Source organism: Pseudomonas sp. NPDC087598 (assembly GCF_044743525.1).
In the GTDB taxonomy this organism is placed as follows: Bacteria; Pseudomonadota; Gammaproteobacteria; order Pseudomonadales; family Pseudomonadaceae; genus Aquipseudomonas.
The window spans coordinates 1-24,148 of the sequence record NZ_JBIUWQ010000004.1 but is presented as its reverse complement, the minus strand read 5'-3'; the positions used below and the strand labels follow the sequence as shown (position 1 = coordinate 24,148).

Below are 24,148 nucleotides of genomic sequence, written 5' to 3'. Positions count from 1 at the left end.
CACCAGCAGTGACCAGCGTCACCGACACCATCGACACCACGACCGTGAAACTCACTGCGAGCACAACCGCAGCCGAGGGTGGCACCGTCACCTACACCGCGACGGTGGGTGCTCCGGTCACCGGTTCGCCAGTCACCGTGACGTTGGCCAACGGTCAGAACATCACCATCGAAGTCGGTAAAACCACCGGTACCGTGACCACCATTGCGCCAAACGACGCACTGACCGGTCATGCACCCCTGACCAATGCGATCACCAACGTAACCGGCGGCAACTACGAAAACCTCGTAGCCGACAAGACCCCGGTCAGCACCACCGTGACCGACACTATCGACACCACCAACCTGACGCTCAGTGCGACCGGCACCGTGGCCGAAGGTGGCTCGATCGTCTACACCGCGACCCTGACCAACGCCGCTGGCTCGCCAGTGACCGTGACACTGTCGAACGGTGCCGTGATCACCATCGACGCCGGCAAAACCACCGGCACCGTGACTGTTCCCGCTCCGGCTGACGACGTCTACAAAGACGCCGGCACCGTGCAGGCGACGATCAGCACCGCCACCGGTGGCAACTTCGAAAATCTGGTGCCGAGCACCACGCCGGCCGTCACCAGCGTTACCGATACCATCGACACCACCACGGTGAAACTGACCGCGACCACCACAGCGGCTGAAGGCGGCAACGTCGTCTACACCGCGACGGTCGGTGCGCCTGTCACCGGTTCGCCAGTGGTCGTGACGCTGTCCAATGGTCAGCAGATCACCATCGACATCGGCAAAACCACCGGTACCGTGACCACCACCGCACCAAACGATGCGTTGACCGGCCACGCTCCGCTGACCAACTCGATCACCAACGTCACTGGCGGCAACTACGAAAACCTCGTGGCTGACAAAACCCCGGTCAGCACCACCGTGACCGACACCATCGACACCACCAACCTGACGCTCAGCGCGACCGGCACCGTGGCCGAAGGTGGCTCGATCGTCTACACCGCGACCCTGACTAACGCCGCTGGCTCGCCAGTGACCGTGACGCTGTCCAACGGCTCGGTAATCACCATCGAAGCCGGCAAAACCACCGGCACCGTGACCGTTCCTGCTCCGGCTGACGACGTCTACAAAGACGCCGGCACCGTCCAGGCCACGATCAAGACCGCCACCGGTGGCAGCTTCGAAAACCTGGTGACCAGCAACACACCAGCCGTGACCAGCGTCACCGACACCATCGACACCACCACGGTGAAACTGACTGCAACCGGCACGGCGGCTGAAGGCGGCAACGTCGTCTACACCGCGACCGTCGGCGCAGCCGTGACCGGTTCGCCGGTCGTCGTGACCTTGGCCAATGGTCAGCAGATCACCATCGACATCGGCAAAACCACCGGCACCGTGACCACCACGGCACCGAACGACGCGTTGACCGGTCATGCGCCACTGACCAACTCGATCACCAACGTCAGCGGCGGCAACTACGAGAATCTGGTTGCCGACAAGACGCCGGTCAGCACCACCGTGACCGACACCATCGACACCACCAACCTGACGCTCAGCGCGACCGGCACCGTGGCCGAGGGTGGCCAGATCACCTACACCGCGACGCTGACCAACGCGGCTGGTTCGCCAGTCACCGTGACGCTGTCCAACGGTTCGGTGATCACCATCGACGCCGGCAAAACCACCGGCACCGTGACTGTTCCCGCTCCGGCTGACGACGTTTACAAAGACGCGGGCACCGTGCAGGCAACCATCACTGGCACAAGCGGTGGCAGCTTCGAAAACCTGGTGACCAGCAACACACCAGCGGTGACCAACGTCACCGACACCATCGATACCACCACGGTCAGCATCACCGGCAGTACCTCGGTGACCGAAGGCCAGACCGCCAGCTACACGGTCAGCCTGAACCACCCGGCGCAAACCGAAGTGACCCTGAAAATCGTCTACAGCGGCACCGCTGCCGACGGTTCGGATTTCACCGGTGTGTACACCGTGAAGATCCCGGCAGGCGCCAGCAGCGCGCAGTTCAACGTCGCCACCATCGATGACAAGATCACCGAAGGCACCGAGAACTTCGTGGTCAAGATCGACTCGGCTACCGGCGGCAACTTCGAAAACCTCGCGGTCAGCAGCACCAATGGCAGCGTCAGCACCTCGATCATCGACAACGACGCGCCGCCGGTCATCGACCTGGATGCCAACAATTCCAGCGGCGCGACTGGTGCCGATTACAAGGTGACCTTCACCGAAAACACTCCGGGCGCCGGCGTGTCGATTGCTGACACCGACATCAGCATCACTGACCCGGACAGCACCATGCTGACCGGCGCCACCGTGGTGCTGACCAACCGTCAGGACGGCGATGCGCTGAACCTGGGCAACAGCGTCAACGGCATCACCATCAATGCCAACAGCACCAACGGCACTGTGACCCTGACCCTGTCGGGCAATGCAACGCTGGCCGACTACATGCAGGCCATCAAGAACATCAGCTTCACCAACGGCAGTGAAAACCCGAGCACCGTGCCACGGATCATCACCGTGACCGTGACCGATGGCGGCAATTACTCCAACACCGCGACCACCACGGTCAACGTGGTGGCGGTCAACGACGCACCGGTTGCCGCACCGAGCAACGTCACCGGTACTGAAGACACCCCGCTGATCCTCGGCTGGTCGACCTTCGGTGTGACCGACGTCGACAGCCCGGCCAGCAGCCTCGGTGTGAAAATCACCCAGCTGCCGGGCGAAGGCAAACTGCAGTACCTGGACGGCTCGACCTGGAAAGACGTCGCCAACAACCAGACCTTCAGCAAGGCTGACATCGACGCCGGCAAACTGCGTTTCATGCCGGATGCCAACGAGTCGGGTGTCAACGGTTACGGCGGCACTGGCATGGGCAACAACCAGGCCGACTACGCACAGATCAAGTTCCAGCCAACCGACGGCCAACTGCTGGGCAACACCGGCACCGTGAAGATCGACATCACGCCAGTGGCGGATGCCCCGACCGTGAGCGTGGCGGACAACAGCGTGAAGTCCACTGGCCTGATCAAGGAAGTCTGGACCGGTCTGGCGGGCCTCGGCACCAGCGGCAACGGCGCGGATTCGACCACGTTGAAAAACGTGATCGACGGCGCCGGCACGCCGAACTCCAGCGGCAGCGTGACCAACGTGCAATCCGATGGCAGCGTGGCGGCAGGCACGGCGTCGAAGACTTCCGGCCTGATCTACCTCGAAGCCGGCAAGACTTACTCTTTCAGCGGCATCGCCGATGACAGCCTGCTGATCACCATCGGCGGCAAGAACGTGGCGTCGGGTACCTGGGGCGCGGGCGGTGCGATCAGCGGTTCGTTCACCCCGACCACCAGCGGCTACTACACCCTCGACATCTACCACCACAACCAGAGCGGCCCGGGCAGCTATGACGTCAACCTGTCGGTCAACGGCAGCACGCCGATCGATCTGAGCAACACAGGCGTGCCGATCTACACCGGCGTGCAGGATCTGATCAATTCGGGCGTGACCGTCTCCGATCTGCACGGCACCAATGGCGAAGGCTATTACGACGGCTACAAACTCAACACCGGCGCCGAAGGCACCACGGTGAAACTGTCGGCTATCAGCACTGCGCTGACCGACACCGACGGTTCGGAAACCCTGAGCGTGAAGATCAGTGGCGCGCCGGTCGGCTCGGTGCTGAGCGACGGCGCAGGCCATACCTTCACGGTCACCGCGACCAGCGGCGATGCCAACGTCACCGGCTGGAACCTCGGCAGCCTGACCGTGACACCACCGCCGTACTACAACGGCCAGTTCAACCTGACCGTGACTTCGACCTCCACCGAACAGGTCGGCGGTTCGGCCAGCAGCACCGCGACCATTCCGGTCACCGTGGTACCGGCGGTCTATAACGCCATTGTCGCGACCTCGGCCGATGACACCGTCACCGGTACCGATGGCAATGACATCATTGTTGCCGACATCGGCGGTCTGACCGTGGTGCCGGGCACCAACTACAACATCGCGTTCATGGTCGACAGCTCGGGCAGCATGAGCGCGTCGTCGATCAGTGCGGCGAAAGACTCGCTGACCTCGGTGTTCAACACCCTCAAGCAGAGCCTGGGTGGCAGCAACTCGGGCACGGTGAACATCTTCCTGGTGGACTTCGACACCCAGGTCAACAAATCGGTATCGGTGAACCTCAACGATCCGAACGCGCTGACCCAGCTCAAGGCCGTGCTCGACTCGATGACTTCCGGCGGCGGCACCAACTATGAGGACGTGTTCAAAACCACGGCTAACTGGTTCCAGAGCGCTGACGCCGTGGCCAATACCGGGGCGAAGAACCTCACGTACTTCATCACCGACGGCCAGCCGACTTACTACCAGAGCGGCGAGCAGACCAACCCGACGCTGTACGGCAGCGTGAAGTTCGATAGCGTGGTGACGACCAGCAACTACAAGCTGGGCGACACTTTCAGCACTTATATCGACAACACGCACTACCTGAGCATCAACTCCAACGGCGTTGCCCAGTTGCAGACCTACACCAGCCGTTACGGCTGGTCGACGACCAACCTGGGCACCGTTCACGCTCAGGGTGACGGCACTTACGAGCTGTCGAGCCTGGCCGGCAGCGGCAGCAGCACCACGTCGACCACCACCGACAACTCGACCACCAGCTTCGCCTTGCTCAGCGGCCTGTCGAACGTCGAAGCCATCGGCCTCAACAGCGGCGTCAGCCTCAACGACCTGAAACCGTACGACTCGGACAAGACGCCGCAAACCAACATCGATCCGAAGGACCTGGCCAACTCGATCATCGGCCACACCGAAGCAACGCTGCCAGGCAACGACACCGTCAGCGGTGGCGACGGCAACGACATCCTGTTCGGCGACCTAGTGAGCTTCAACGGCATTGCCGGCGAGGGTTATCAGGCGATGCAGGCATTCGTTGCCCAGCAGACTGGTGTCGACGTCAGCAAAGTCACCACCAGCAACGTGCACCAGTACATCACCGAGCACTATCAGGCGTTCGATGTATCCGGCGCGCATGACGGCAACGACACGCTGTTGGGTGGCGCGGGCAATGACATCCTGTTCGGCTCGGGCGGCAATGACCTGCTCGACGGCGGCAAGGGCAATGACATCCTGCTCGGCGGTACCGGCAACGACACGTTGATTGGCGGTCAAGGCAACGACATCCTGATTGGTGGTTCCGGTGCCGACACCTTCGTCTGGAAGGCGGGCGACACCGGCAACGACGTGATCAAGGACTTCAAGGCCAGCGAAGGCGACCGCATCGACCTGCGTGATCTGTTGCAGGGCGAAACCGGCAGCACCATCGACAACTTCCTGAAGATCACCACGGTCGACGGCACGTCGTCGCTGCAAGTCAGCTCGACGGGCAAGTTCAACTCGGGTGACGCGGCAGCCGCGACACCGGATGTGACGATCAAACTGGAAGGCAATAACTGGTCGAGCGCCAACATTCACAACCTGATTGCCGGCAGCGACCCGACCATCAAGGTCGACCACAACAACAGCTGATCCGTGAACAAAACGGCCGCCCCAATGGGGCGGCCGTCACGTTTGCGCTGCCCACCCCGGTGACGATTGCGTCACCGCACCGCATACTTGCGCGCAGTTGGCTATGCTGCTGACAGCATGACGCTGGTTCATTTCCGAGGGATGCTCAATGTTTTACGTGCAACGCGATGCGCAAGGCCAGTTGATTCGCGTGGAAGCTGCGGCGTACGCCGAGGCCACGGAAACGCTGCCGGCCGACCACCACGAAATCCAGGCGTGGTACGCCAACGAAGCCGTGGAAAACAGCCTCAAACAGCTCAAGCAGAGCGACTTTGAAATGATTCGGGTACTCGACGACCTGATTCAGGTGCTGACCCAGAAAGGCGTGATCCGCGTCACCGACCTGCCGCCGGCGGCGCAAGCCAAGCTGATGGACCGGACCCAGGCGCGGGAAGCGTTGGGCGGGTTGAGTCAGTTGATTGATGAGGATGAGGGCGGGTTGATCTGATCAAAGATTTTGATCGACTGTTTCGGCCTCTTCGCGAGCAGGCTCGCTCCCACATTGAAACCCAATCACTGTAGGAGCGAGCCTGCTCGCGAAGGCGGCTTAACTAACGACTCGAATTCAAAGATTTAGCTCCAGGGCTTGGGCTCACCCAGCAACTGCCCCTGAACCCCATACAACCCCATCTCACGAATCACCGACAACTCCCCTTCAGTCTCGACCCGCTCGGCAATCAGCGGCAGGTCAATGCTGTGCGCTGCGCGCTGGATCGCTTCGATGAAAAGACGCTTGTCGCTCTCCTGATCAATCGCGCGAATGTAGCTGCCGTCGATCTTCAGGTACGCCAGGCCCAGCCGCGCCAGGTTGCCGATCATGCTGAAGCGTCCGCCAAAGCGTTGCAGGCTCAGCGAGAAGCCCAGCTCACGCAGACGTCGGGTCAACTGCTCCAGCACCGCTTGCTCCGGCAATTGCTCTTCACCGATTTCCAGGGTCAGGCGCGGGCCAAGGTTGGAATGCGCGCGCAGGATCTCGAAGACCTTGTTCAGCGCCTGCGAATCCGCCAGCGTCGCCGAGGACAGGTTCAACGCCAGCGAATCCTCATGCTCTTTCATCTGCTCGAGAACACGTTCGAGCATCAGGCGATCCAGGCGTGCGGTCCAGCCGAAGCGCTCCAGCCACGGCAGAAAACGCCCGGCCGGAATAGTATTGCCCTGCTCATCGAGCAAGCGCGAAAGCACTTTGTAATGCAGCACCAGTTGCGTGTCCTGCGCGGCCACCACCGGTTGGAAATACAGCTCGAAGCGTTGCTGACTCAAAGCCTGATCAAGCAGGCGATGCCAGGCATGGTGATCGTCACCGACGTCCGCCGTCAGGCTCTGATCGATGCATGCCCAGTTCTGCTCGCCCTGCCCCTCGGCCTGCGCCAGCGCCTGATCGCCGAGGGTCAGCACGGCTTGCGGCGAGTCGCCATGGGCGAACGGCGCGAGGCCGATGGAGGCGACCGCCGGCACATCCGTCGCACCCGTGGCGTGCAGACTGCTCAGGGCATTGTCGAGGTTCTGCGCCAATTGCAGCGCTTCCTCGCGCACCAACCCCGGCGCCAGTACAGCGAATTCACCGCCGCGAATACGGGTGACGAGGTTTTGCGTTTCCGGGTACTTGGCGCACTCGCGCGACAGCTGCTCACCGACTGCTTTCAACAATTCGTCGGTGCGCTGACCACCGAGGCGCTGGTTGAGCCCGGCCAGGTCCTTGACCCGCAACAGCAGCAGATAGCCGGAACTGGCCTGCTCCGGGTTGCTCACCCGATTGTTCAGCTGCATCTCGAAATAGCGCCGGTTGGCCAGGCCGGTGAGGTTGTCCTGATAGGACTCGGCGCGCAGTTTTTCACTGCGCTCGGCCTGCTCCTGAAACAGCGCCTTGAGCTTCTCGACCATCTGATTCATCGCCTGCACCACACGACGCAACTCAGGAGTGCGCGGCAGCTCCGGCAGGCTGAGAAACTCACGCCGGGCGATGGCGTGAGACTGTTTGACCATGTAATCCAGCGGCCTTAACTGCCGGCGCAGCAACAACGCCCCCAGCACGGCACTCACCGCACCGCAGATCAGCAACCAGCCAAGGCTGCCCAAAGCGCTCTGCCAGAGCTTGGCCACGGCGAACATCGGATGGCTGACGACTTCGACCCGCGCCGCCTGCTCCCAGCCACGACTGACCAACGCATCGCCACCGGCCGGTTCCAGACCAATCAGCTTGACGAACCAGTCCGGCACATTAGTGACCGCCGGAATGCCACTGCGCTCGACAATGGTCTGGTCGGTTTTCAGATCGACCACGCGGATGCTCGCGTAATAACCGCTGTCGAAGATCGAGCTGACCAGCAACTCGACCATCGCCGGGTCGTCGATATTCGGCGTCAGCGACAATGCCAGCGCCGTGGCGGCGTCCTGGGCGTGGGAGCGCAACTGATTGACGTACTGGGTGCGCGAGCTCTCCAGACTGACCATGAAGCTGCCGGTGAAGGCGACCACCAGGAACAGACAGATAGCGATCAACAGCTGTTTGAACAAAGACATCTGAGCGCGTGCTCCTAGTTAATCGTTTCGACCGGAAAACCTTCGGCCTGCATTTTCTTCAACACATCCTGCCAGCGTGACAGGCGTTTGGTATCACCGACCTTTTTGTTGCCCTTGGCGCCCGGCAGATACAACCCTTCGGCATTGAAAGAGTAGACCGGCAGCAAGTCGGTTCGCTGCGACGCCGGTTGGATCGGATCGATCAGGCTGTCGAGGACCAACGGCATGGCATCGGCAGTGGCATAGTACGTCAGCACCATGTGCGCGCGGTTCTGGCGCAGGGCCTTGACGTAGGTTATGCGCAGCTTGTCACTGGAAACCCCGAGATGGCGCAGGCTGAAATATTTGGCGATCGCATAGTCTTCGCAGTCACCGGCGCCCTTCCACAGCGCCTCGATCGGTGTTTCCCAATAGTCGACCTCGTGCCACAGGTCGATGTCCTCGACATAGCGCATCTGTTTGTTGAAAAACAGGTTCACCACTTTGAGTTTTTCCATTTCGCTGACTTGTTTCTGCGTGGCCAACAGATTTTGCCAGGCGTCGATCCGCTGCTGGCCGGCACCCAGCGGGCCATAGAGGGCGGTGGCCTTGCGGCTGATTGCGGAAAAATCCCAATCGGCATGCAGACCGCCCAGCATGAGGCTGGCCAGCAGCAGTGCGCAGCCTAGCCAGCGCAGAGTCCGGGGGATCGCGAAACGTACCGCCACAGCAGGTTTCCAGGGGGGCAGGAAGGAAAGCGTTTGATGGTGAAGCTTAGCCCGGTAAAAAACAATGGCACCATGAGATCACCTCTAGCGCGCTAAACTGTTTTCAGGCACTGAACCTTTACACGGTTTGACAACTTGTAGAGCAATCACTAGTGTCCTTTGGATCCAAATTCAGCCGACATACAGGGTGCGTAGTCGTGACACAGAAGCCCAAACCGCTACAGAGCATCAAAGTCGATGGGCCGATTCCCGCGCACCTGGCCCGCTCAATCATCGAAGAAACCCTGCGCGCCGCCATCCTCGATGGTCGTTTGCCCTGCGGCACCGCCCTGCGCCAGCAGGATCTGGCCGATCTGTTCGGTGTCAGTCGCATGCCCGTGCGCGAAGCCCTGCGCCAGCTCGAAGCGCAGGAGCTGCTCAGCGTTACGGCACACAAAGGCGCCGTGGTTGCGGCGTTGATTCAGGGCGATGCCACCGAAACCTACGAATTGCGGATCCTGCTCGAGACCGAAGCCATGCGCCAGTCCATCGCGCTGCTGACCCCGACCGATCACGCACGCGCCGCCGGTTATATCGAAGAACTCGAGACGCAACACGACTACACCGAAATTGGCCGCCTCAACCGCTTGTTCCACATGACGTTGTATTGCAAAGCCCCCAACCAGCGACTGTTGCGCCTGGTCGAGGAAGGACTCAACGAGGAAGAGCGCTTCCTGCGCTTCAACCTTGAAGCCATGGGCCTGGGCAAACTCTCTCAGGACGATCACCGCGCCATGCTGCAAGCGGTGATCGAGCGCGATGTCGACCACGCCGTCGCACTGCTCAAACAGCACCTCAACCGCGGTGTCGAGGTCATCACCCGTTATCTCGCAAGCCCGGCCGCACAACAGCGCAAAGCCCTGCGCTGAGTCCTCGACGCCGGGCCCGATCGATGCGTCTGCCCGGCGAATAACCCGCTTACAAATCCCTCCTGCTGACAGCCACGAATCCGCTGGCATATCCCCGTCTTCGCTCTACCCTCCCTGCGCCGATCAGCCCGAAAATTGCACTCCTGCAATGAAAAATCGGTAATAGCCGTGGCGGCCATTTACCCGCACTCTTGAACAGCCAACCCAAAAAAGAACGGGCGACGCACCGCACCGCCGGCGCAGTCCCCGCAACAGGAACCTACGGAAGGAGCCTTGTCACGGGAAAAGGAAAGAATCGGCGTCGTTCCGGGCCAACTTCCATCCCCTCAAATAACTTCATTCTCTTTATTAAAAAGTTGCTTCGAGTGAGGCATTCACTCTGTTTATTCTATTTTGGTCTTAATTAGCCGAAAGGAGCAACTTCACCCAAATAAAACTTAACTCAATAGTTTTATCGGACACTCTCATACTTGAAAAACAACAAACTAAAAATAATTAAAATTACACTTGTTAAGTTGTTTGGCGATGTATTAGTTTTTCTCCGCCGAGCTTGAACTACCTGACCCAGGCGAGCACCGGCCAACAGCAAGGGGACGAACGGGCAGAGCAATGCCTGAACGCCCTGCAGCAGCGTCCATACATTTAATTCAACTTCATTGATTTGTATGCGGCCGTCGTTCGCCTGGAAAAAGAATAACAAGCCGCCGTTCCATTGATTGCGAAGTTGCAACAACACACCCACTTAACATCAAGGATAAAGGCCTCGTCATGTCTCAAGAAAAGCACCAACTCGCCCTGAAGAAAGCTGAACTCAGCGCTCACCCGATCTTCGCCGAAATCAATTCAATGACTGTCTTGCGCCGCTTCATGGAAACCCACGTGTTCGCCGTCTGGGATTTCATGTCGCTGACCAAGCGCCTGCAGCAGGAACTGACCTGCACCCGTCTGCCATGGCTGCCGCCGCGTGATCCGCATGCAGCCCGACTGATCAACGAAATTGTCCTCGGTGAGGAGTCCGATGACCGCTTGAACCACGGTCATTACAGCCATTTCGAACTGTATCTGGATGCCATGCGCGAAGTCGGTGCGAGCACCGCAGCAGCGGAACGCTTCGTCGCGCTGCAACAGGAAGGCGTGAGTTATGACGTGGCGCTGCAAAGCGTCGAAGTCGATCCGGCCGCCGCGCAGTTTGTCCGAGACACTTTGCGCACCGCGCTGCATGCGCCGGGGCACAGCGTCGCCGCCGCGTTTTTGCATGGCCGCGAAAGTGTGATCCCGACCATGTTCCAGCGCATCCTCGACGACTGGGGCATCGGCATCGAACAGGCACCGACCTTTCGCTATTACCTGGAACGGCACATCGAGGTCGATTCCGAGGATCACGGCCCGGCGGCGGAGCAACTGCTGGAGCGTCTGGTCGATGGCGATCCGCAGCGCGAAGCCGAGGTGTACGCCAGCGCGATCGCCGCTGTAGAAAGCCGCATCGCGCTGTGGGATGGCCTGCGCGTGAGCATGCGCGAACCGTTGGCGGAGGTGGCCCAATGAACGCCGCCGACTATCAATCCTTCGCCGATGCCTGGGAAAGCCGCGCGACCATCCGCACCCGTCCGCGGCGGATGCTGGAAAACGACGAGCGCCTGATCTATCCGCTCAGCCGCCAACCGCTGGTGCTCAGCGACACCTTCCTGCGGGAGTGCCCGCAGCAGCGTGATTTCGCCCTGGTGCAGACGCTGTACAAGTTCATCAACGACGTGGTGATTTTCGAGACGGAAATCGTCGACAAGACTGCGCGCAGCATCGCCAAGGATCGCTTTGCCTTGGCGTTTCCTTTTGCCTGCCGCTACGACGCGATGACGGTGGTGGTAGACGAGGATTACCACGCGCTGGTGGCGATGGATTTCATGCAGCAAACGGTGGCCATGACCGGCATCGAGCCGATTCAACTGCCCGATGAAATCGAGCTCAGCCGGGCCATCCCTGCCGCCGTCGCGCGGGCCCCGGAACACCTGCGCAGCGCCGTCGAATTGATCTGTGTGGCCATCGCCGAGAACACCGTGACCGGCGATGTCGCGGCGTTCGCCCGGGACGACACGGTCAAGCCGTCGATCAAAGGGCTGATGGCCGACCACTTGCTTGATGAGGGTCGTCATTCGAGCTTCTGGGCGCGGATGGTGCGCATCTATTGGCACACCGCGAGCGAAGCGGATCGCGAAACCATCGCACAGATCCTGCCGGTATTCATCGGCCACTACCTGACCAACGACATCCAGAAATCCTTCGACCTGCGCCTGATCGATGCCCTGCCGGTCAGCGAGACCACACGCCATTCGCTGAGAGAGGAAATGGCCGGGCTGGCTTTCCCGATCAATCGCCACCATCCGCTGGTGGGCAACATCGTCAAGTTCTTCCACAACAGTTCGCTGCTCGACACACCGTGCGTGCAGCACGCCCTGCACGACTACCTGGTTTGATGAGGAGGCCGACATGAAACGTCTCGACATTTTGCTGATTGGCGTCAGTCAGGCCATGACCGACCTGGCGCATGAACTTGAACAACACGGTCACGCATTGGCGCGCAGCGGCGCCGCGCAACCGACGGTGGATCTGATCATCGACGAAGGCTTCATCGGCGCCGGCGATTTCTGCGCCATCCCCCACCTGCATCTGCGTTTGGGTGTCGGGGCGCAGACCGTTGCAGGTCTGCCGTCACTCGACCTGCTGTGCTTCCTCGGCTCGTCACTGATCAGTCGCGTGCCGATCGCCGACGAGCCGTCCGGCAACGGCCAGGCACTGCGTCAAAGGGCGCTGACGCAAGTGGTGGACGAAGTGTCATTGCTGGTCAGCCGCTACTCCCGCGATCCGGAATATTTTCAGCAGGTCGCTGCAGTGACTGCGCCGGATTTCGAACGGATGGAAAACCTGCTGTTCCTCGACAGCCTGGCTTACGTCCATCGCCTCAACGACACGGCGCATGCGTCGCTGCTGCAACAAGCGCAGATCCCGCTGATCGAGCGTCTGCAACAGAGCCTGATCCATCACGCTGACCGTCCGGCGCTGCACCTCGCCGAGCAGTCGATCAGCTATCGCCAGTTGCATGCGCACAGTCGGGCGATTCAACAGCGCTTGCAGTCCCTGCTCGACCAGCATCCGCAGCCATGGGTTGTCGGCATCTGCCTGCCGAAAAGCCCCGCGCTGTTCGCCTCGATTCTGGCGATTCTCGGCAGCGGTGCGGTGTACCTGCCGCTGGAGCCGAGCCATCCGTTGCAGCGCCAGCAATACATCCTGCAAAACGCCGGCGCGTTGCTGTTGCTGCACAACGGTTTACATCCGCTCAGCGAGTCGATACCCGGGCTGGACGTCAGTCGCATCGACAGCCTTGATGCCGACCTCTCGTCACCGTTGATGCGCCAGCGTCCCGAACTCGACGCGCCGTGCATGGCTCTCTACACCTCCGGCACCACCGGGCATCCGAAAGGTGTGCTGCTCAGCCAGACCAACCTGGCGCACTTCACCGCGTGGTACGCCGATTACGTGCAGTTGCGCGCCGAGAGTCGGGTGTTGCAGTTCTCTTCGCTGAGTTTCGATTCGTCACTGATCGACATCTTCCCGACCCTGCTCACCGGCGCCGAGCTGGTGGTGCCCGACGACACGCAGCGGCGTGATCCGCTGCAACTGGTGGCGCTGATCCGCCGCCGACAATTGACCCACGCCTTCCTGCCGCCGGCACTGTTGAGCATCCTGCCGCTGGAACAACTGCAGGGCGTGCAACAGGTGATGACGGGCGGCGATGTCTGCGAACCGTTTGTCATCGAGCAACTGACCCGGCAAGGCAAACTGCACAACCTCTATGGCCCCACCGAAGCCACGGTGCTGATCACCGCCCGGCAACTGAAACCCGGCGACAGCAACCGCAGCCTCGGCGCGCCGATCGCCAACAGCCAGGTGCTGATTCTCGATGACGACCTGCAACCGGTAGCCGAGCACACCGTCGGCGAGTTGTTCATCGCCGGCCCCGGCGTCTGTCTCGGTTACCTGAACAATCCACAGCAGACCGCCGAGCGCTATCTGACCCTTGAGTTGCCGGATGGCCAACAGCTTCGCGCCTACCGCAGTGGCGACATGGCCAAGTGGGGCGAGCACGGCATCGAGCTGTGCGGACGGCGCGACAATCAGGTAAAGATCCGCGGTTTTCGGGTCGAGCCGGAGGAGATCGAGCGTTGCCTGCGCGAGAGCCAGTTGTATCGGCAAATCGCCGTGGTGATCGACAGTCAGCGGCGGATTCTGGCGTTCCTCGCCCAGCCTCAATCGGACACCGCCCGCGATGCACTGAAGGCCCATGCCCAGCAATTTTTGCCGGACTACATGCAACCGGTGGCATGGACCGAACTGCCGAACATGCCGTTCGCCAGCAACGGCAAGGTCGACCGCAAAGCGCTGTTGGCATTGCCGGTGAGCGTGCAGGACAGCGGGCCGAAATGCCTGCCGGCCAATGAGGACGAAGCGCTGCTGCTGCAGATCTGGGCGGAGTTACTGGAGCTGCCGACCAGCGATATTTCCACCGACGAAAGCTTCTTCAATCTCGGTGGTCACTCGATTCTGCTGTCACGGATGTTGCTGCGCTTGCGCGAAGAGTTCGGCCGCAGCATCTCGATCAACCGCTTCATCGAACTGCCGACCATCGTCAAACTCGCAACCCTGGTACGCGGTACCGATGACAGCGCCGTGCTCAGCGCGCAGGCCATGGCCGACGCCGAACGGGCGCTGGATATCGAGCCGCTGCCGATCAGTCGAATGGGCGACGTGCACAAGGTTATCGTCACGGGCGCGAACAGTTTTGTCGGCGTGCACATCGTCGAGGCGCTGCTCGGTTGGGGCGCCAGCGAAGTGGCATGTCTGGTACGCGACGGCGGCGGGCAGACAGCGGCGCAACGCTTTGCTCAGGCACTGTACGAGAACCGGCTCGAACACCTCGATCTGAGTCGGGTGCGTGTCTATGCGGCCGACATCTGCCGCCCGCAACTGGGGCTGACCGACGCCGATTATCAACGGCTGGATCGCGAGTTCGGTGCGCTGGTGCACAACGCCGCCAACGTCAATCACGTCCTCGATTACGAGTCGCTGGCAGCGGACAACGTCGAGCCGATTTTCGAACTGCTGCGCCTGTGTGAAGGACAGAGCAAAAAGGTCTTCAATTTCGTCTCGACGCTGTCGGCTTCCAGCACCGTTGACGCCGAGGGTCGCGTGCTGGAATTGCCCGCTGCAACGACGCCACCGATCTACATTCGCAACGGCTACAACCTGTCGAAATGGGTCGGCGAACGCATCCTGGAACGGGCGCGCGAGCGCGGTGTGCGAGTCAACCTGTATCGCCCCGGCAACATCAGTTTCAACAGTCTCAGCGGCGTCTGCCAGCCACACAAAAATCGTTTGATGCTGATGCTCAAAGGCTCGATCCAGCTCGGTCAGGTGCCGGCCTTCGCGCTGAATTTCGACCTGATGCCGGTGGACTTTCTCGCCCGTTTCATTGCCTTCCATGCCAGCCGTTATTCGTCCGAACGAGCGGTGTTCAATCTGCACAACCCCGAACCGCTGAGCTGGGACGCCTACGTCGCTTCGTTCCGCGAAACCGGCAGCGAGTTCTCGCTGGTCAGCGTCGCCGACTGGCAGCAGCAACTGGGGCGAGTCGACGCCGACAACGCGCTGTTTGGCGTGCTCGGCTTCTACCTCAACGGCTTCGAAGAAGACATCGGCGACATCTCCCTGATCGGTCACGCCAACGCGCAAGCCGGCGTGCAGCAGATGGGCGCGCACTACCCGCAGAAATCCCCGGCGCTGCTGCGTCGCGGCTGCGATTACCTGAAAGAAATCAACTTCATCTAGTTCATCAAAAAGGAGCAACACCATGAGCACTCTGCAACCTGACACCCTGATCAAAAACCCTCACGGCTGCCACGTGGTTTCTTCGGTAGAAGTGCCGGCGGACGCGGCGCAGGTCTGGGCGGTGGTCGGCAACTTCGGCGGCTTCGACCAATTCATTCCGGCGCTGTCGCACATCGAAATGACCGGCGAGGGCGTGTCCTCGCTGCGCAAGAAGTTCTTCAAGGATGGCAACGTGGTGGTCGAGCAACTCAACTCCCGCGATGAGCAGGCGCGGAGCATGACCTGGACCACGATCTACAACACCTTGGGCGTGGCCAATCTGTGGGCGGCGATGAATGTCGAATCGCTGGGAGATGGCAAGGCGCGAGCGACCTGGACGATCATCGCGGAACCGGCCAGTGGCGGCGCCGAGGCACTGCCGGGGTTCAAGGATTTCGTGCAGGGGTTTGCGGATGATGCGATGGGGAATGTGCTGAAGCTGTTTGTGTAAAGCTTCAGTACTGCGGTGATTGAGCCACCGCTATCGCTGGCAAGCCAGCTCCCACAGGTTCCAGGTCGGTCACAAATGTTGTGTTCGCCAGAAATCCTGTGGGAGCGGGCTTGCCCGCGATGAACGATAACGCGGTCTGACTTGATGTCAGATTTTGAAGCTATCGACCAACTGTTTCAACCGGTTAGCCTGCTGCGACAGCGCATCACAATCCTTCAACGTCTCGTTGAGGTTGGCGACGCTCTGCTGGTTCAACAGGTTGATCTGGTTGACGTCGACGTTGAGGGTTTCCACCACCGCCGTCTGCTCTTCCGTCGCGGCTGCTACCGACTGGTTCATGCCGTCGATTTCGCCGATGCGCTGGGTCACGCTGACCAAGCGCAGACCGGCCTGGTTGGCCACTTCGACGCTCTGCTCGCTGGACGCCTGACTGGCGTTCATGGTGCTGACCGCTTCACGCGAACCGACCTGCAAGGACGTGATCATCTTGTGGATCTCTTCCGCCGATTCCTGGGTGCGGTGAGCGAGGTTGCGCACCTCGTCCGCCACCACCGCAAAACCACGACCCGCTTCACCGGCACGCGCCGCTTCGATCGCTGCGTTGAGTGCCAACAGGTTGGTCTGCTGCGAGATGCCTTTGATCACATCGAGGATGTGGCCGATGTTGTCGGTGCTCGCATTCAGCGTTTCGATCTGGGTGCACGACAGGCTGATTTTCTGCGACAGCTCGGTCATCGCCAGAATGGTTTGTTCAACCACCTGACGGCCGTCATCGGCCTGCTCGCTGGCGCCGCTGGCGTGCTGCGAGGCGTCGGCAGCGTTGCGGGCGATTTCCTGAGTGGCGGCGCCCAGTTCGTTGATCGCGGCGGCGACGCTGTTGGTGCGCGCACTTTGCTCATCGGAGCCGACGATGGAGGCGTTGGACGATGCCATCACCCGTTGCGACAGGTCATGCACCTGACGGGTGGCCGACGACACTTCAGAGATCGACGCGTGAATCCGCTCAACGAACTGGTTGAACGAGCTGCCCAGTTCAGCGAACTCATCCTTGCCTTCCACGACCAGGCGACGGGTCAGGTCGCCTTCGCCCTGAGCAATGTCCTGCATCGCACGACCCATGGTGGTCAGCGGACGCATCAACACGGTAATCAACAGGCTCAGGAACACGGCAATGGCACCCACCGCGACGAACATCGCGATCAGCGCCGAGGTACGGAACTGGCTGAGTGCGGCGTAGGCTTTGTCGCGGTCGATCGACAGACCGATGTACCACTCGGCATTCGGCAGACCAGTGACCGGGGTGAACGACAGGATGCGCTCCTGACCGTTGAGCACCACGTTCTGATTGCCCTTTTCGATGCGCACGTTGGCGTTCGGGTAGATATCCTTCAGGTTCTTCATCACCTGATCTTTATCCGGGCTGACGATCACCTGACCGTCGGCGCTGACCAGGAATGCATGGCCGAGGCCACCGAAGTCCACCGAGTTGATGATCTTCACCAAGGTTTCCAGGCTCAGGTCACCGCCGACTACGCCGAGCAGTTCGCCGTTCTTTTTCACCGGCATGGCGATGGTCACCACCAGACCACCGACAGCGGCCAAGTAGGGCGGCGTCAGCATGGTTTTGTCGGCGGCGACCGCTTGTTTGTACCAAGGACGCTGACGTGGGTCGTAACCGTCCGGCATCTTCGCGTCAGGGCGCTGGGTAAACACACCGTTAGCCTGGCCGACATAGGTGAACTGGAAGTTCGAAGTGAAGGCTGGTTGATCAACCAGTCCCGGGAAGTCGGCGTCCTTACCCTGGTGGGCAACGTTCTGCGCGAGGTTTTCCAGCACCAGGATCCGCCCGCTCATCCAGTTCTGCACACTGCTGGCGGTCAGATCGCCGGCCTGCTGCACGGACGACTGCAGGTTCTGGCGAATGGTATTTCGCTGCAGGTAGTCGTTGTAGAGGGTGAACAAAGCGAAAGCCAGGACCACGACGCCCGAGGCGGCCAACAGGATTTTATGGCTGAACTTGAGATTCATTTCATGGGACTTCTTATGCAAAAGTGGGGATGCGTTCGGGGATGCAACATTCCATGTAGCTCCAAATGTCCAATAGCTGGCAGGCAGCGTTCTGATGGCCGCTCTACTTTGGTGCACGCATGTCTCACCAGTCTGTCGGCACCATTCGCGGAAATCTTAGGGTTGTGGAAGAAATGGATGGCATTTGTGCCAGATTCCCGCCGAACGGCGTAATAGAGCACCCGCTGAGCAGTTTTTTATGAGCGATGTTTGAGCGGCAGTTGCAAATTCTGTAACCCTTGATGACAATGCGACTAATTATCATTTATGACGTTCGGGCTGTCGCGTTCATGTCCTCACCTGAGTTTGCAGTACAGGCGCTCTACAGTAGTCATCACGGCTGGCTCAACGCCTGGCTGCGCGCGCGGCTGGGCAACGCAGCCGATGCCGCAGATCTGGCGCAGGACACTTTCGTGCGCCTGCTGCAACGTACCGAACGCCTCGAACTCAAGGCACCGCGCGCCTTCCTGCGTACCATCGCGCGGGGTCTGGTGATCGACCACTGGCGCCGCGAAGAAATCGAACGCGCCTATCTGGAAACCATCGCCCATCTGCCCGAAGCCGAAACACCGAGTGCCGAGGCCCGGGCGCTGGTCATCGAGTTGCTCGAGAGCATCGCGCGCATGCTTGAAGGACTGAAGCCGAAAGTGCGTCAGGCATTTCTTCTGGCGCAGTGCGAAGGGTTGACCCACAAGCAGATCGCCGAGCACATGGGCTTGTCTCTGCGTTCGGTGGAGCGCTACGTCGCCGATGCGCTCTATCACTGTTATGTGCTGCGGTACGAAAGCTGATGCCTGTGGATAACCTCTCCCTCGGACGCCGGGCCGAGCCCCAGCCGCAAGTAGTCAAGCAGGCCATTCACTGGCTGCTGCGCCTGCGCAACAACCACGGCAATTCGCGGTTGAACCGCCAGTGCGAACAGTGGCGTGCCGAACATCATGAGCATGAATTGGCGTGGCAACGGGTGCAGTCGCTGCAAGCCGAGTTGAGCAACAACCTGCGCGCAGTGCCCGGCGCGCAAGTGGCGTTCAATACGCTCGAAAACAGTGCGCAGGGGCTGGGTCGCCGACAAGCCTTGAAGCTGTTGTCGGGCGCCGTGTTGATGGGCTCGGCGGCATGGCTGGCGAAAGATACTTCTGCGTGGCAGCAGTGGAGCGCCGATTACGCCACGGCTACCGGCGAACGACGTGGCTTCCAGTTGCCGGACGGCACGCGGATCGAACTCAACACCGCCAGTGCGGTAGACCTCGATTACACGGCGCAACAACGGCTGATCAAACTGACACGTGGCGAAATCATCGTCACTTGTGGCGGTGCGGACGAAGGTGCGTCGGTCGAGCGACCGTTGCGTGTACAAAGTCGCCATGGCGTTTATGAGCCGCAGGCTGCGCGGTTCATCCTGCGGCAGGACAGTGATTGCACGCGGCTGAGCGTCACCAGTGGCCGCGTCGCCATTCACGCCGCCGGCAGCTCGATTGAAGCGCTCGCCGGGCAGAGTTATCTGATCGATCACCATCAAGTGCGCCCGGCACCGATGGCGGATATGGACGTCGGTGCCTGGGTCGATGGCTTGATCGTCACCCGCAATATGCGTCTGGGTGATTTCCTGAGTGAGGTCGGTCGCTACCGTCAGGGCTTTCTGAACTGTGCGTCGGATGTGGCCGATTTGCGCTTGTCCGGCGTATTCCGCCTGGAAGACACCGACAAACTGCTGGCCATCCTGCCGCAGACCCTGCCGGTGCAATTGCGCTATCGCACTCGCTGGTGGGTGACCCTGGAACGTGTGGCCTGAAATTATTTTGGCGGGTTTTCGCAGCAAGTCCGGCTTAGTCAGTAAGCACTTCAACTCAGCCTTCGCGACTTCCTACGGAAACCCACAATGACTGTCCGCGCTACCTGTAAGAACCCTCTGTATTTCACTGCCGAATCGGGCCTGTTGTGCCACGCCGTTCGGGCTGCGCTGTTCTCCACTGCATTGGGCATGGGTGTCGTGCCAGCCTTGACCCTGGCGGCGGGCGCCAGTGCCGGTGAGATCAGCCATCGCTACAACGTCGCCTCCGGACCGTTGGGTGAAGCGTTGAATCAGTTTGCGCGTCAGGCCGGCATCACCTTGTCGATGACGCCACAGCAGACTCAGGGTCGGCAGTCCCCGGGCGTACAGGGTGAGTATTCCACCGATCAGGCACTGAGCCACTTGCTTGGTGGTTCGGGTCTGGAAGCGGTCAGTCAGGATGGCAGCAGTTATGTGCTGCGTCCGGTAGCCGAAACCGAAGCGCTGGCCCTGCCGACCACGGACATCAAAGGCTTCGCCCTCGGCAACGCGCTGGGCAGCATGGACGGCTACAACGCGACCCACAGCCAGATCGCCACCAAAACCAGTACGGCGCTGCTGGAAACCTCGCAAAGCGTGTCCGTGGTCACGCGTGAGCAAATGGACGACCAGGGCTCGCAAACCGTCTCGCAAGCGATGCGCTACACACCGGGCGTGCTGACCAACCCGTATGGCGCCACGCACCGTTATGACTACGTGGCGATGCGCGGTTTCAACGACGGCTCGGTGGATAACATCTACCTCGACGGCCTCAAGTCGATGGGTGACAGCGGCACCTACAGCACCATGCAGGTCGATCCGTATTTCCTTGAGCGTGTGGACATTCTCAAAGGTCCGTCGTCGGTTCTGTATGGCCGCAGTTCGCCGGGCGGTCTGGTGGCACTGACCAGCAAGAAGCCTTTGTATGAGGCCTACCATCAGGTACAAGCCACGGTCGGCACTCAGGGCCAGCGCGGTGTCGGTTTTGACTTCAGCGGTCCGGTCGATGACGACAAGCGCATCGCCTATCGTCTGACTGGTTTGACGGACCAATCCGACACGCAATTCGACCACAACAAGGAAAAGCGCTTCGCCCTCGCACCGACCCTCAGCATCGATTTCAGCGAAGACACTTCGCTGACGCTGCAGGCGTATCTGCAACATGACCCGGATGGCGGCTACCACGGCGGTGTACCGGCCGACGGTACGATTCATCAGCGCAATGGCGAGCGGATCTCTGCGCACTTCTTCGAGGGCGAACCGGGGATCGATGGCTATTCACGAGATCAGCAGTCGTTCGGTTATCAATTCGAACATCGCTTCAATGACGTTTTCACCGCACGGCAGAACTTCCGTTACCTCGACTCGAAAGTGAACATGGATCAGGTCTACGCGTATGGATGGACCACCCCAACCAGTAACGAGCTGAACCGCTACTACACCGGCGGTGACGAGCGCTTGCATGCGTTTATCGTCGACAACATGCTCCAGGCCGAATTCTTCACCGGCGCGACCAAGCACACGGTGCTGATGGGCGCGGATTATCAGCGACGCAAAACTGTGGTCGACTGGACCAGCGGCGGGCTCGCGCCGATCAATGCGTTTAACCCGGTTTATGGCAACTCGGCGATCGACATGTACGGCGAGACCAGTTACCTGCGTCGCCTGGAGCAGACCGGCGTTTACCTGCAAGACCTGATCGAGATGGACAAATGGCGCTTCTCGCTGGGTCTGCGTCAGGACTGGGTCGAGACCTCTGACGAAAACCGCATCGCCGAAGCAGGACGGCCGCAGGGCACTGAAATCAACGACCGCCGCACCAAGCTGACCGGGCGCGCCGGCGCGCTGTATCTGTTCGATAACGGCCTGGCGCCGTATATCAGCTACTCCGAGTCGTTCAACCCAAACTCCTATGCCGACAGTGCCGGTAATCCATTGGCACCGACCGATGGCACGCAATGGGAAGTCGGCCTGAAGTATCAGCCTCCGGGCACCGACAACCTGTTCACCGCATCGCTGTTCCGCATTGATCAGGAAAACCTCGCGACCAAACTGCCGCAAGAAAACTTCTATCGCGCTGTAGGCGCTGTTCGCTCTCAAGGCCTGGAACTGGAAGCGCACATGCAGTTGACCGATAACCTGAAAGTACTCGGCAGCTATACCTTCACCGATATCGAGTACTCGAAGTCGATGGTCAGTACTTTGAGCACGCCAACCGACGTCATCGAAAACAAAGGCAACTCGCCGACCCAGGCGCCGCGTCATATGGCCTCGTTGTGGGCCGACTACAAGTTCGACAGTGCTGCGCTGGATGGCCTTCGTTTAGGCGGTGGTGTGCGTTATGTCGGCTATAGCTGGGCAGATGCCGAGAACACCCTGAAGGTGCCGTCCTACACATTGTTCGACGCATCGATTGGCTATGACTTGGGCAAAGTCGGTTTGAAGGGCGTCGACGTACGTCTCAATGCGAACAATCTGACAAACGAGTCCTACGTGGCTTCCTGCGCCAGTCTGAACTTCTGTTACATGGGCGAAGAGCGCAACGTCGCCGCGACCGTCAGCTACCAGTTCTAAACCATTGCCTTGTGCATAAAAAAGCCAGCCCCTGATCTTCAGGGGCTGGCTTTGTCGTCTCTGTAGGGAAATTTTTCGTGCGCGCATTTCTGGTTTTGTTGCATCGCTATATCGGGTTGGCCACGGCAGTGTTTCTGCTGCTGGCCGGGATCACCGGGAGCATTCTGGCGTTCAATCATGAGCTGGATGAGTGGTTGAATCCGCAGTTTTATGCGGCGTCTGCCGAGGGTGAGCGACTGGCACCGGGCGCGCTGGTCGATGCGGTGCAGACGGCTCATCCGAAACTGCAGGTCTGGTACATGGAGTATCCGAGTGAGGCCGGGCATACCGCGTTGCTGGCCGCGGTTCCACGCAATGATCCGGCAACCGGCAAGCCGTTCAATGAGCGTAATCAGGTGTTCTATCTGGACCCGGTCAGTGCAGAACAGAAGGGGCAACGTTACTGGGGAGAGTGCTGTTTTGCCCGAGAGAATTTTGTCCCGTTCATTCTCGAATTTCACTACAACCTGACGCTGCCTGGTAACTGGGGATTGCTGTTGATGGGGCTGGTCGCCATCGCCTGGGTGATCGATTGTTTTGTGGCGTTGTGGCTGACATTGCCGCGTGGAAAGCCGTTCTGGAAGAAGTGGTCGACTGCTTGGAAGGTAAAGGGCGGACATGCCTATCGTCTCAACTTCGATCTGCACCGTGCCGGGGGACTATGGCTATGGCTGTTGTTGCTGCCGATCGCGATCAGCAGCGTGGCCATGAACTTGCCAAGCCAGGTGTTCAAGCCTGCGGTGTCGTTGTTTTCACCCATTGAACCGAGCGTCTACGAGGCTAGAGGACGAATGCCTCCCGAAGAGCTTGGAGTGACGCAATTGAGTTATCAACAGGCGTACGACAGGGCATTGCAGGAGGGGAAAAGGTTGGGGCTGACAGCGGCGATCGGGGAGTTGTATTACAGCTTTGAGTACAACTTTTACGGCGCAGGGTTTGGACAGCACGACACCGAGGCCCATGGCAAATCCTGGTTGTTCTTTCATGGTACGGACGGCCGATTGTTAGGGCAGGAAATCGCAGGACAGGGGACGTTGGGAGAGCGGTTTTATCGGTTGCAGCTGCCGATACATGGGGGACGGATCATTGGTTTCACTGGTCAAGTAATGATCGCGGTATTAGGTGTCTTGATTGCGGGATTGTCAGGGACTGGCGTCTACATCTGGTGGCGCAAGTGGCAAGCCCGTCGCATCAGCAAGGCTCGTAAAGCCGTTTGATCGTTTGATTCTGTAGGCCCTGAAACGAGAAAACCCCTGTCTGCGTTAGCAGACAGGGGTCTCGGAATTCAATCTTGACGATGACCTACTCTCACATGGGGAAACCCCACACTACCATCGGCGATGCATCGTTTCACTTCTGAGTTCGGGATGGGATCAGGTGGTTCCAACGCTCTATGGTCGTCAAGAAATTCTGTACCTGGCCCGTCAACACGGTAACAAGCCAGTAAAAAGGGGAACTTCTACTAAAACAAAACCCCAACTGCTTTCGCAATTGGGGTTTCGGAATTTAATCTTGACGATGACCTACTCTCACATGGGGAAACCCCACACTACCATCGG

15 protein-coding genes, 1 rRNA gene and 1 pseudogene are annotated in these 24,148 nt (G+C 60.1%); 11 read left to right on the top strand and 6 right to left on the bottom strand.

The window, feature by feature from the left end:
- The first annotated feature begins 8 nt into the window (after window positions 1-8).
- Window positions 9-5,555 carry an immunoglobulin-like domain-containing protein gene (locus ACIOWE_RS03655; protein ID WP_401387768.1) on the top strand — a complete coding sequence of 1,849 codons (5,547 nt, stop codon included), beginning with the start codon at window positions 9-11 and terminating at the stop codon, window positions 5,553-5,555.
- 148 nt (window positions 5,556-5,703) lie between these two features.
- Window positions 5,704-6,042 carry a hypothetical protein gene (locus ACIOWE_RS03650; protein WP_038369138.1) on the top strand — a complete coding sequence of 113 codons (339 nt, stop codon included), beginning with the start codon at window positions 5,704-5,706 and terminating at the stop codon, window positions 6,040-6,042.
- Window positions 6,043-6,167: 125 nt separating this feature from the next.
- On the opposite strand, the gene lapD is transcribed toward ACIOWE_RS03650, so the two are convergent.
- The gene (gene lapD, locus ACIOWE_RS03645; RefSeq protein ID WP_401387484.1) at window positions 6,168-8,114 is read right to left on the bottom strand and encodes a cyclic di-GMP receptor LapD; all 1,947 of its coding nucleotides are present in this window, start codon (window positions 8,112-8,114) and stop codon (window positions 6,168-6,170) included.
- A 14-nt stretch (window positions 8,115-8,128) separates the two neighbouring features.
- Window positions 8,129-8,821, bottom strand: coding sequence for a cysteine protease LapG (gene lapG / locus ACIOWE_RS03640; protein WP_103306851.1), 693 nt, complete (start codon window positions 8,819-8,821; stop codon window positions 8,129-8,131).
- A 197-nt stretch (window positions 8,822-9,018) separates the two neighbouring features.
- Between lapG and ACIOWE_RS03635 the strand changes: the two genes are divergently transcribed.
- On the top strand, window positions 9,019-9,729 hold the full coding sequence (locus tag ACIOWE_RS03635) for a GntR family transcriptional regulator (protein WP_401387480.1): 711 nt from the start codon (window positions 9,019-9,021) through the stop codon (window positions 9,727-9,729).
- Window positions 9,730-10,180: 451 nt separating this feature from the next.
- Here the strand turns inward: ACIOWE_RS03635 and ACIOWE_RS03630 are convergent, their stop codons facing one another.
- On the bottom strand, window positions 10,181-10,471 hold the full coding sequence (locus ACIOWE_RS03630) for a hypothetical protein (RefSeq protein ID WP_401387477.1): 291 nt from the start codon (window positions 10,469-10,471) through the stop codon (window positions 10,181-10,183).
- Between the two features lie 26 nt (window positions 10,472-10,497).
- Here ACIOWE_RS03630 and ACIOWE_RS03625 point away from each other — a divergent pair, with 26 nt between their 5' ends.
- Genes ACIOWE_RS03625 through ACIOWE_RS03610 form a run of 4 tightly spaced genes read left to right on the top strand, consistent with a single transcriptional unit; the run spans window position 10,498 to window position 16,099 of the window.
- On the top strand, window positions 10,498-11,274 hold the full coding sequence (locus ACIOWE_RS03625; protein ID WP_401387474.1) for a DUF3050 domain-containing protein: 777 nt from the start codon (window positions 10,498-10,500) through the stop codon (window positions 11,272-11,274).
- On the top strand, window positions 11,271-12,200 hold the full coding sequence (locus ACIOWE_RS03620) for a diiron oxygenase (RefSeq protein ID WP_401387471.1): 930 nt from the start codon (window positions 11,271-11,273) through the stop codon (window positions 12,198-12,200). Before ACIOWE_RS03625 ends, ACIOWE_RS03620 begins: the two co-directional genes overlap by 4 nt.
- Before the next feature lie 13 nt (window positions 12,201-12,213).
- On the top strand, window positions 12,214-15,609 hold the full coding sequence (locus tag ACIOWE_RS03615; protein ID WP_401387468.1) for an amino acid adenylation domain-containing protein: 3,396 nt from the start codon (window positions 12,214-12,216) through the stop codon (window positions 15,607-15,609).
- Window positions 15,610-15,631: 22 nt separating this feature from the next.
- Window positions 15,632-16,099, top strand: coding sequence for an SRPBCC family protein (locus tag ACIOWE_RS03610; RefSeq protein WP_401387466.1), 468 nt, complete (start codon window positions 15,632-15,634; stop codon window positions 16,097-16,099).
- A 147-nt stretch (window positions 16,100-16,246) separates the two neighbouring features.
- Here the strand turns inward: ACIOWE_RS03610 and ACIOWE_RS03605 are convergent, their stop codons facing one another.
- Window positions 16,247-17,032: a methyl-accepting chemotaxis protein gene (locus tag ACIOWE_RS03605; protein ID WP_371857642.1), complete on the bottom strand. Its 786-nt coding sequence runs from the start codon at window positions 17,030-17,032 to the stop codon at window positions 16,247-16,249.
- A gap of 69 nt (window positions 17,033-17,101) precedes the next feature.
- Window positions 17,102-18,127 (bottom strand): annotated as a pseudogene (locus tag ACIOWE_RS03600) (cache domain-containing protein); the annotation flags it as partial.
- 329 nt (window positions 18,128-18,456) lie between these two features.
- Here ACIOWE_RS03600 and ACIOWE_RS03595 point away from each other — a divergent pair.
- From ACIOWE_RS03595 to ACIOWE_RS03580, 4 genes are all read left to right on the top strand, one after another.
- The gene (locus tag ACIOWE_RS03595) at window positions 18,457-18,957 is read left to right on the top strand and encodes a sigma-70 family RNA polymerase sigma factor (RefSeq protein ID WP_401387463.1); all 501 of its coding nucleotides are present in this window, start codon (window positions 18,457-18,459) and stop codon (window positions 18,955-18,957) included.
- Window positions 18,957-19,958, top strand: coding sequence for a FecR domain-containing protein (locus tag ACIOWE_RS03590; protein WP_401387460.1), 1,002 nt, complete (start codon window positions 18,957-18,959; stop codon window positions 19,956-19,958). Before ACIOWE_RS03595 ends, ACIOWE_RS03590 begins: the two co-directional genes overlap by 1 nt.
- 87 nt (window positions 19,959-20,045) lie before the next feature.
- Entirely contained in the window at window positions 20,046-22,550 is a 2,505-nt protein-coding gene (locus ACIOWE_RS03585) for a TonB-dependent siderophore receptor (protein WP_401387457.1), read from the top strand.
- 77 nt (window positions 22,551-22,627) lie between these two features.
- The gene (locus ACIOWE_RS03580; RefSeq protein ID WP_401387454.1) at window positions 22,628-23,806 is read left to right on the top strand and encodes a PepSY-associated TM helix domain-containing protein; all 1,179 of its coding nucleotides are present in this window, start codon (window positions 22,628-22,630) and stop codon (window positions 23,804-23,806) included.
- Between the two features lie 72 nt (window positions 23,807-23,878).
- Here the strand turns inward: ACIOWE_RS03580 and rrf are convergent.
- Window positions 23,879-23,994 (bottom strand): 5S ribosomal RNA (gene rrf / locus ACIOWE_RS03575).
- Window positions 23,995-24,148: the final 154 nt, after the last annotated feature.